General features: G+C 72.5%; 4 protein-coding genes and 1 pseudogene. 2 read left to right on the forward strand and 3 right to left on the reverse strand.

The features are described 5' to 3' along the window. Positions 1-98: 98 nt before the first annotated feature. Both P1P75_RS18240 and P1P75_RS18245 read right to left on the reverse strand, forming a co-directional pair. Positions 99-2945 carry an AAA family ATPase gene (locus P1P75_RS18240; protein WP_319256536.1) on the reverse strand — a complete coding sequence of 949 codons (2847 nt, stop codon included), beginning with the start codon at positions 2943-2945 and terminating at the stop codon, positions 99-101. 674 nt (positions 2946-3619) lie between these two features. Beyond that, positions 3620-4441 carry a LuxR C-terminal-related transcriptional regulator gene (locus P1P75_RS18245; protein WP_319256545.1) on the reverse strand — a complete coding sequence of 274 codons (822 nt, stop codon included), beginning with the start codon at positions 4439-4441 and terminating at the stop codon, positions 3620-3622. A gap of 156 nt (positions 4442-4597) precedes the next feature. Between P1P75_RS18245 and P1P75_RS18250 the strand changes: the two genes are divergently transcribed. Both P1P75_RS18250 and P1P75_RS18255 read left to right on the forward strand, forming a co-directional pair. Further along, a complete protein-coding gene (locus P1P75_RS18250) occupies positions 4598-6268 on the forward strand; it encodes an AMP-binding protein (RefSeq protein ID WP_319256538.1) in 1671 nt (556 codons plus the stop codon). Further along, entirely contained in the window at positions 6265-7872 is a 1608-nt protein-coding gene (locus P1P75_RS18255; protein ID WP_319256540.1) for an AMP-binding protein, read from the forward strand. Before P1P75_RS18250 ends, P1P75_RS18255 begins: the two co-directional genes overlap by 4 nt. 36 nt (positions 7873-7908) lie before the next feature. On the opposite strand, the pseudogene P1P75_RS18260 reads toward P1P75_RS18255, so the two are convergent. Then, positions 7909-8303 (reverse strand): annotated as a pseudogene (locus tag P1P75_RS18260) (hypothetical protein); the annotation flags it as partial.

Here is an 8303-nt window from a genome sequence, read left to right on the forward strand (position 1 = left end):
CGGTGATCGGTGTCGGTGAGCGGTTGGACAACCGCGCCCGCGCGGTCGGTGAAGCCACGCGTCAGTGAACCCGCGCAGTCAGTGAACCCGCATGGTCCTCAGTTCGCGTGGCGCCCCGCCGCCAGCCGGACGATGTCCACCCGCGAGCGGATCCCCAGCTTGCGGTAGACCCGCGTCAGGGTCGCCTCCACCGTCTTGACGCTGATGAACAACCGGGCGGCTATCTCCCGGTTGGTGGCGCCCTCCATCACCAGCGCGGCCACCTGACGCTCCATCGACGCCAGCCCCTCCAGCGCGTCGAACGCGGGAACCGGCTCCGGCACGGCGGCCGTACCGGCCGAATCCTGCGCGCCGGCCGCCTCGACCTGCCGCAGCCACGGCAGCGCCCGGCACCGCCGGAACAACCGCGCCGCCTCGTCGTACGACGTCGGACCCGGCCTCCGGGTACGCAGCCGGGCCATGGCGAACGCCGCCCGCGCCTCCTCCAGCCCGTACCCCAGCTTGGCGAACCGGTCCTGAACAGACGTCAGCCGGACCAGCGCACCCTCCCGGTCGCCCTGCGCGGCCCGCACCAGCGCCTCCGCCCGGTCCAGCACCGCCAGGATGCTCTCCCGGCCCAGCCGGAGCGCGTGCGCGCGCGTGACGTCGATGAGTTCCTGCGCCTCACCCGGCTCGCCCACCCGGACCAGAGCCTCGGCGAAGTCGCCCTGCCAGCGGCCGCGGGCCGGGTCGTTGATGCCGAGGCCCACCTCCAGCTCCCGCACCCGGCGCAGCGAGGCCACCGCTCCCGCGGCGTCCCCTGCGACCGACTGGGCGTGGCCCAGCGCGGCCAGAGCCCGTGACAGGTACATCTGGTCGCCGTCCTCCTCGGCGCGCCCGGTGGCCTCCCTGGCCAGCTCAAGCGCACGGCTCACCTCACCGCCGGACGCCTCGGCGAGGGAGGTGAGCATCGCGGAGGCACCCAGGCCGATACCCGAGTCGCGGGCCAGCCGCAGGCTCTCGCGGGCCAGGTCCAGGGCGCGCCCGCAGTGCCCGGAACGCAGCTCCGTCTCGGCGAGGAAACGCTGGAAGTGCACCTCGCTCTCGACCATGCCGCGCCGGCGCGCCTCGCGCAGCAACGCCGTGATCGTCGAGCGGGCCTCGGGCAGCTGATCGCTCATCAGCAGCCAGCGGAACCTGGCCATGCCGGTCCCGTTGTGATGGCACGCCACATACGGGTCCTGAGGCTCCTTCAGCGCCCGCTTGATCGTCGCGGGCGCGCCCGGATGGCCCATGAGCGTCTCCGTCGAGGCCTGGAGGGCCAGCGCCATCAGCTCGTTGCGCCGGTCGCCGCCGAGCGCTGCCAGCTCCGCGGCGTGCGCCGCCTGCTCGCGGGCCTCCGCGAAGTCGCCCTGGACGACCAGCCCGCGCCAGGCCAGCTGGTAGTGGACCTGCGCGAGCAGCACGGGGTCGTCGCCCGCGTCGGCGAGCACCTGCGGATAGACGGCGTCGACGTCACCGAGGGCCTGCCCGGCCGCCTCGATCACCACCATCCACGCCCGCACCCGCTCGGCGGGCGCCGTAGCCCGGGTCAGCACCTCGTGGGCGATGTCCCTGGCGAGGTCCACCTCGCCCGCGATGATCGCGTCCTCGGCGGCCTCCAGCCGCCGCTCGTCCGGGCCCGGCCCGCCGTCCTCGGCAGTGTGCCGGGCGGCGGTGTGCCGGGCCGGGGTGTGTCGGGCCGCGAGCAGCCCGAGCGAGGCGGCCACCGAGGGCGCGCCGCGGTCCCGGGCCAGCGTGGCGGCCTCGGCGAGCCGGGCGGCCACCTGCGGATCGGTACCGGTGGTCGACAGCGCGAGATGTCGGGCCCGCTCGATCGGATCGGACGCGGCCGTGGACAGCGCGGTGTGCGCGGCCCGCCGCTCCTGCGCCGGCGCCTCCGCGTACAGCGCCGCCGAGATCAACGGATGCGCGAACCGTACGGCCGGCCCCTCGGGCTCCGTCGCCAGCAGCCCCAGCGCCGCCGCCTGGGCGGTCTCGGCCTCGGCGTTCTCCCGGCCGGCCGCGTGCAGCAGCGCCAGCGTGGGACGGGCGCCCGCGCTGGCCACGAGCAGGGTGCGGCGGGCCTCGCCGGACAGCATGTCGAGGCGGCTCAGCACCAGGGCGCGCAGCGAGGTCGGCACCGGCAGCGGCTCGCCGGGGCGCGGTGGGGTCGGGTTCTCGCCGAGGGCACGGCCCAGCTCCAGGGCGAACAGGGGGTTGCCGCCACTGGTGCGGTGGATCTCGCGGACCGTGGAACGGGGCAGGTCCGTGTAGCCCCGGTGGTCGAGCAGCGTGGACACCTGGGCGGGGGAGAGCGGGTTCAGGCGGACGGCGAGGGTGTCGGGCGGGGACGCGCGTAGATGGCGGTCGTACTCCTGACCCTCGGTCCGGACCGCGCACAGCAGTTGCACAGGCGTGTCGCCCAGGCGGCGGGCGGCGAAGCCGAGGAGTTCGGCGCTGGCCGAGTCGAGCCACTGCATGTCGTCGGCGACGAGCAGAACCGGTTTCGCGGCGGCGAGGGCACGCAGCGCGGAGAGCACGGCCAGGCGCAGGGCGAGGCCGTCGCGTTGCAGAGTCGATTCGCCGCGGCCGGTCAGTGCCGACTCCAGGGCGGTGCGCTGGGCGGAGGGCAGCTTGTCGGCCACCTCGTCGAGGACCAGGCCGAACAGGTCGGCCAGGGCCAGGAACGGCAGGTGGCTTTCGGACTCGGTGGCCGAGCAGCGCAGGACGGTGCGGGCCGCGTCGCCGTAATCCGCGGCCAATGCCCGCAGCACGGTCGATTTTCCTATTCCGGCCGGGCCGTGCAGCAGCACACTGCCGCCGCGCGCGAGCTGCTCATGGGCGGACGTGAACAGCTCGTCCCTGCCGATGACCAGGTCGGGGCGGCATCTGGCAGGCTCCTTGAAGTCCCGTCGCACGGTCACCGCTCCCTCCGAGTGTCGTGTCCGGACCGAATTCTAGGCAACGTCTCTTTGAAATCCGGAAGGACGGCGTCGTGAGGGAGATAACAACTGGGGCATACGGAAATTCATCGAGGTGACGTTTGAATGGACACTCATCGTCCCAGGCCCTCCCTGGCTTGATCCGTGCGCTCCTCGCGGTCGGTGCCGCGGCTCGTGCTCCCGCCTGTTTGCGCCTGCTTCCCGCTTGTTTCCCGCCATCGGTACGGCGCGTTGTGACGGTAACCGCTTCCGATGTCGTCGACGTTCCAACAACCGTTTTCTGTCGTAGGAACCGGTTCCTGTAGCTGGCAACCGGTACCTGCGGTAGTGGGCGTTTTCTCTTGCGGCAACCGTTTTCTGTCGCAGCAACCCTTTCCTGCGGGAGCAACCTAGCCGCCCGGCGCCGGCGCCGGACCTTGGACCGAGCAGCCTGCCCCACGGCACCAACCTTCTCCTACCGCGGCCCCACCGGGCTACGGCAGCGACGGGTCCCTTCGGTTCGGTGCCCTGCCGCACGGCGGCAACCCGTTCCTACGGCAGCAGCCCTGCCCCGCTTGCCGCAACCCATTCCTGCGGCGCACCACCGCACTGCACTGCACCGCGCTGCACCGTCCTGCGCTGCACCACCGGGCGGCGGTACCGCCGCCACCGCCGTCCTACGGCAGCAACCCCGTCCTGCGCGCCGCGACGACCGCCTCCCCGCGGGTGTGGGCGCCCAGCTTCCGCATCGCCGATCCGAGGTAGCCCTTGACCGTCTCCGGGCGCAGCCCCAGCCGCTCGGCGGCCGCCGCGTTGGTCGCGCCCGCCGCCACGCACGCCAGGACGTCCAGCTCACGGGGTGCCAGGGCGACGGCCGGCGGCGGCGTGCCCCGGGTGAGCAGCCCGCAGGCCTGGAGGAGCTCCGCGCGCAGCAGCGGGTCGGCGATGCGCGGGGCGAGGGCGCGCAGGGCCGCGTGGGCCTCCCGCACCTGCTCCCAGCCGGCCCCCGACCCGGCCGTCGACCCGGCCCCCGACCCGGTCCGCGGCTCCGGCCGGGCCGCCGCCAGCAGACCCCGGGCCTCGTCCTCGACCGCCAGCGTCTGCTCGATGTCCCGCGCCACGTCGACGGCCAGTCTCAGGGTGCGGTCGCCCAGCGGCTGGGCCGTGCGCAGGGCGCCGTACAGGACGCCACGCACCCGGCGGCGCACCACCACCGGGATGGCGAGGACCGAGCGCAGGCCCTCCGCGGCGACCGCGGTGTCGTACTCGTGGCTGATCTGCCGGGAGAGGGAGTAGTCGGTCACGGCGCACGGCCGGGCCAGCGCAACAGCTTTCCCGCCGAGACCGTTGCCCGAGGTCACCGCGAGTCCGCGCAGCGCCGGTGTGGCGGCGCCGTTCAGTTCGCTGATGCGCATCCGCCGGCGCCCCGGCTCGACGAGGCCGCCGAAGGCGACCGGCAGCCCCGTCGCCCGCCGCAGCCGCGCCAGCGCACCGCGCATCTCCACCGCCCCGGCCGTGTCCGCTGCTGTCACCTGCCCGCCCTTCTTCGCGGCCCCTCGCCGCGGTGACCCCCGTTCGGGGGTGGTGAGACCCGCATCACGGATTACACGATGGCAGAGAGCCGCCCGGCAATGGTCCGGCAACCAGGAGGACAGATGACGACGGCGACGGAGCAGTTCCGCAGGGCACGGGACTTCCTGCTGGCACACCGAGAGGACTACAAGACCGCTTACGAAGGTTTCGACTGGCCCCGGCCCGCGCACTTCAACTGGGCCCTCGACTGGTTCGACGTCATCGCGGACGGCAACGACCGCGTCGCGCTGCACATCGTGGAGGAGGACGGCTCCGAGGTCCGCCTCACGTTCGCCGAGCTGTCGCAGCGGTCCGACCGCGTCGCCAACCTGCTGCGCGAGCGCGGGGTCGGTGCCGAGGACCGGATCCTCGTCATGCTCGGCAACCAGGCCGAACTGTGGGAGACGGCCCTCGCCGCCATTAAGCTGCGCGCGGTCGTCATCCCGGCGACCCCGCTGCTCGGCCCCGCCGACCTGCGCGACCGCGTCGAGCGCGGCCGGGTCCGCCATGTCGTGGCGCGCGCCGAGGACACCGGCAAGTTCGACGACGTCCCCGGCGGCTACACGCGTCTGGCCGTCGGAGGCGTGACCGAGGGCTGGCAGCGCTACGAGGACGCCTACGCCGCCTCCGCCGAGTTCCTGCCCGACGGGCCGACCCTCGCCGACGACCCGCTGATGCTGTACTTCACCTCCGGCACGACCGCCCGCCCCAAGCTCGTCGAGCACACGCACGTCTCGTACCCGATCGGGCATCTGGCGACCATGTACTGGATCGGACTGCGGCCAGGTGATGTGCACCTGAACATCTCCTCACCCGGCTGGGCCAAGCACGCCTGGTCGAACCTCTTCGCCCCGTGGAACGCGGAGGCAACCGTCTTCATCCACAACTACACGCGGTTCGACGCGGCCCGGCTGATGGCGGAGATGGACCGCGCGGGCGTGACGACCTTCTGCGCTCCGCCGACGGTGTGGCGCATGCTCATCCAGGCCGACCTCACCCAGTTGCGCACCCCGCCGCGCGAGGCGGTGGCCGCGGGGGAGCCGCTCAACCCCGAGGTCATCGAGCAGGTCCGACGGGCCTGGGGCGTGACCGTGCGGGACGGCTTCGGCCAGACGGAGACGGCCGTGCAGATCGCCAACAGCCCCGGTCAGCCGCTGAAGACCGGCTCGATGGGCCGCCCGAGCCCCGGCTACCGCGTCGAACTGCTCGACCCGGTGTCCGGTGCGCCCGGCGCCACGGAGGGTGAGGTCGCGCTCGATCTGTCGGCCCGGCCGGTCGGCCTGATGACCGGTTACCACGGCGATCCCGACCGCACCGCGGAGTCGATGGCGGGCGGCTACTACCGCACCGGTGACATCGGGCAACGCGACGAGAACGGTTACCTCACCTACGTCGGGCGCAGCGACGACGTCTTCAAGGCCTCCGACTACAAGATCAGCCCCTTCGAGCTGGAGAGCGCGCTGCTGGAGCACGAGGCGGTCGCCGAGGCGGCCGTCGTCCCCGCGCCGGACGAGCTGCGGCTGGCCGTGCCCAAGGCGTACGTCGTCCTTGCCGAGGGCTGGGAGCCCGGTCCCGGCACCGCGAAGGTGCTGTTCGAGCACTCCCGGGAGATCCTGGCGCCCTACAAGCGCATCCGGCGCCTGGAGTTCGCGCCGCTGCCCAAGACCGTCTCCGGCAAGATCCGCCGCATCGAACTGCGCGAGGCGACGGCCGCGGGGTCGGCGGACGAGTACCGCGAGGAGGACTTCCGGTGACCGAACCCTCGTACAGTCACGGCACGGGCACCACGGCGCTGCTCGGCGACACGATCGGCGCCGGCCTGGACCGGGCCGTCGCCGCCTGGCCGGAGCGCGAGGCACTCGTCGACGTGCCCTCCGGCCGGCGCTGGACCTACGCCGGGTTCGCGGCGGACGTCGACCGGCTGGCGTGCGCGCTGCTGGCGAGCGGGGTGGGCAAGGGTGACCGGGTGGGCATCTGGGCGGTCAACTGCCCCGAGTGGGTGCTCGTCCAGTACGCCACCGCCCGCATCGGCGCGATCATGGTCAACATCAACCCGGCGTACCGCACGCACGAGGTCGAGTACGTCCTCAACCAGGCCGGCGTCTCCCTGCTGTTCGCCTCCGTCAGCCACAAGACCAGCGACTACCGGGCGATGATCGAGCAAGTGCGGGGCAGGTGCCCGCAGTTGAGGGAGGCGGTGTTCTTCGGCGAGCAGGGCTGGGAGGCTCTCCTGGGCCGCGCGTCCCAGGTCGGCGCCGGGGAACTGCCCACCAGGGCGGGCGAGCTGTCCTGCGACGACCCCATCAACATCCAGTACACCTCGGGCACCACGGGCTTCCCCAAGGGGGCGACCCTCTCCCACCACAACATTCTCAACAACGGTTACTTCGTCGGGGAGCTGATCGCCTACAGCGAGCAGGACCGGGTCTGTATCCCGGTGCCGTTCTACCACTGTTTCGGCATGGTGATGGGAAATCTCGCGGCGACCTCGCACGGCGCCTGCATGGTGATCCCGGCGCCGTCCTTCGACCCGAAGGCGACCCTGGACGCCGTCCAGTCGGAGCGGTGCACCTCCCTGTACGGCGTCCCGACCATGTTCATCTCGGAGCTGAACCTGCCCGACTTCGGGACCTACGACCTCTCGTCGCTGCGCACCGGGATCATGGCGGGCTCGCCCTGCCCGGTCGAGGTGATGAAACGGGTGGTCGCCGAGATGCACATGGCGGAGGTCTCCATCTGCTACGGCATGACCGAGACGTCCCCGGTCTCCCTGCAGACCCGCCGCGACGACGACCTGGAGCACCGCACCGGCACGGTCGGCCGGGTGCTGCCGCACATCGAGGTCAAGGTCGTCGACCCGGTCACCGGCGTGACCCAGCCGCGCGGCACCGCCGGGGAGCTGTGCACCCGCGGATACAGCGTGATGCTCGGTTACTGGAACGAGGCCGAGAAGACCGCCGAGGCCATCGACCCCGGCCGCTGGATGCACACCGGCGACCTGGCGACCATGCGGGAAGACGGTTACGTCGAGATCGTCGGCCGTATCAAGGACATGATCATCCGCGGCGGCGAGAACATCTACCCGCGCGAGATCGAGGAGTTCCTCTACGGCCACCCGGCGATCAGCGACGTCCAGGTCGTCGGCGTACCGCACGAGAAGTACGGCGAGGAGGTCCTGGCCTGCGTGATCCCGCACGACGCCGCCGCGCCGCCGACGCTGGAGGAGGTGCGCGCCTACTGCGAGGGCAGGCTGGCGCACTACAAGATCCCGAGCAGGCTCCAGGTGCTGGACGCCTTCCCGATGACGGTCTCGGGCAAGGTGCGCAAGGTGGAACTGCGCAAGAAGTACGCCGGGTAGGCCGGACCCGGAGGTGCCGTCGGAGCGGCGGCCGGCTCAGGCGCCCGGGGCGTCGAGCCGCTCGGCCGCCGCGTTCACGGGCCGGGGTGTGCCCGTGAGGTCCAGGACGAACAGGGGGACCGCCAGGGAGTCGGCGCGGGCGCGGGCGTCGGCGGTGTAGCCGGCGAGGGAGAAGTACACGCAGTCCGCCGAGGCCGTCATCGCCGTCAGCCACAGGCACTCCACATCGCGCAGCGAGGCCGGGTGCACGCTCGGATCGACATGCGCCAGCAGCCCCCGCGCGGCGAGCCCGATGCCTGAGGTGGGCCGCTGGTCGGCCCGCCGGATGTCCTGATGGCCGAGCCACCGCAGATACAGCGCGGTCGCCGTGACGGCGTCACGGGCGGTGCGGACGGCGATGGCCGGGTCGCAGAAGTACGCGAAGTAGCCGG

The sequence above is a fragment of the Streptomyces sp. ID05-39B genome, assembly GCF_033794725.1.
GTDB lineage: Bacteria > Actinomycetota > Actinomycetes > Streptomycetales > Streptomycetaceae > Streptomyces > Streptomyces bobili.

Excerpts from the sequence above, each read along its gene's own strand:
- P1P75_RS18245 (WP_319256545.1), bottom strand. The coding sequence starts at position 4,441 with ATGCGCGGTGCGCTGGCGCGGCTGCGGCGGGCGACGGGGCTGCCGGTC.
- P1P75_RS18250 (WP_319256538.1), top strand. The coding sequence starts at position 4,598 with ATGACGACGGCGACGGAGCAGTTCCGCAGGGCACGGGACTTCCTGCTG.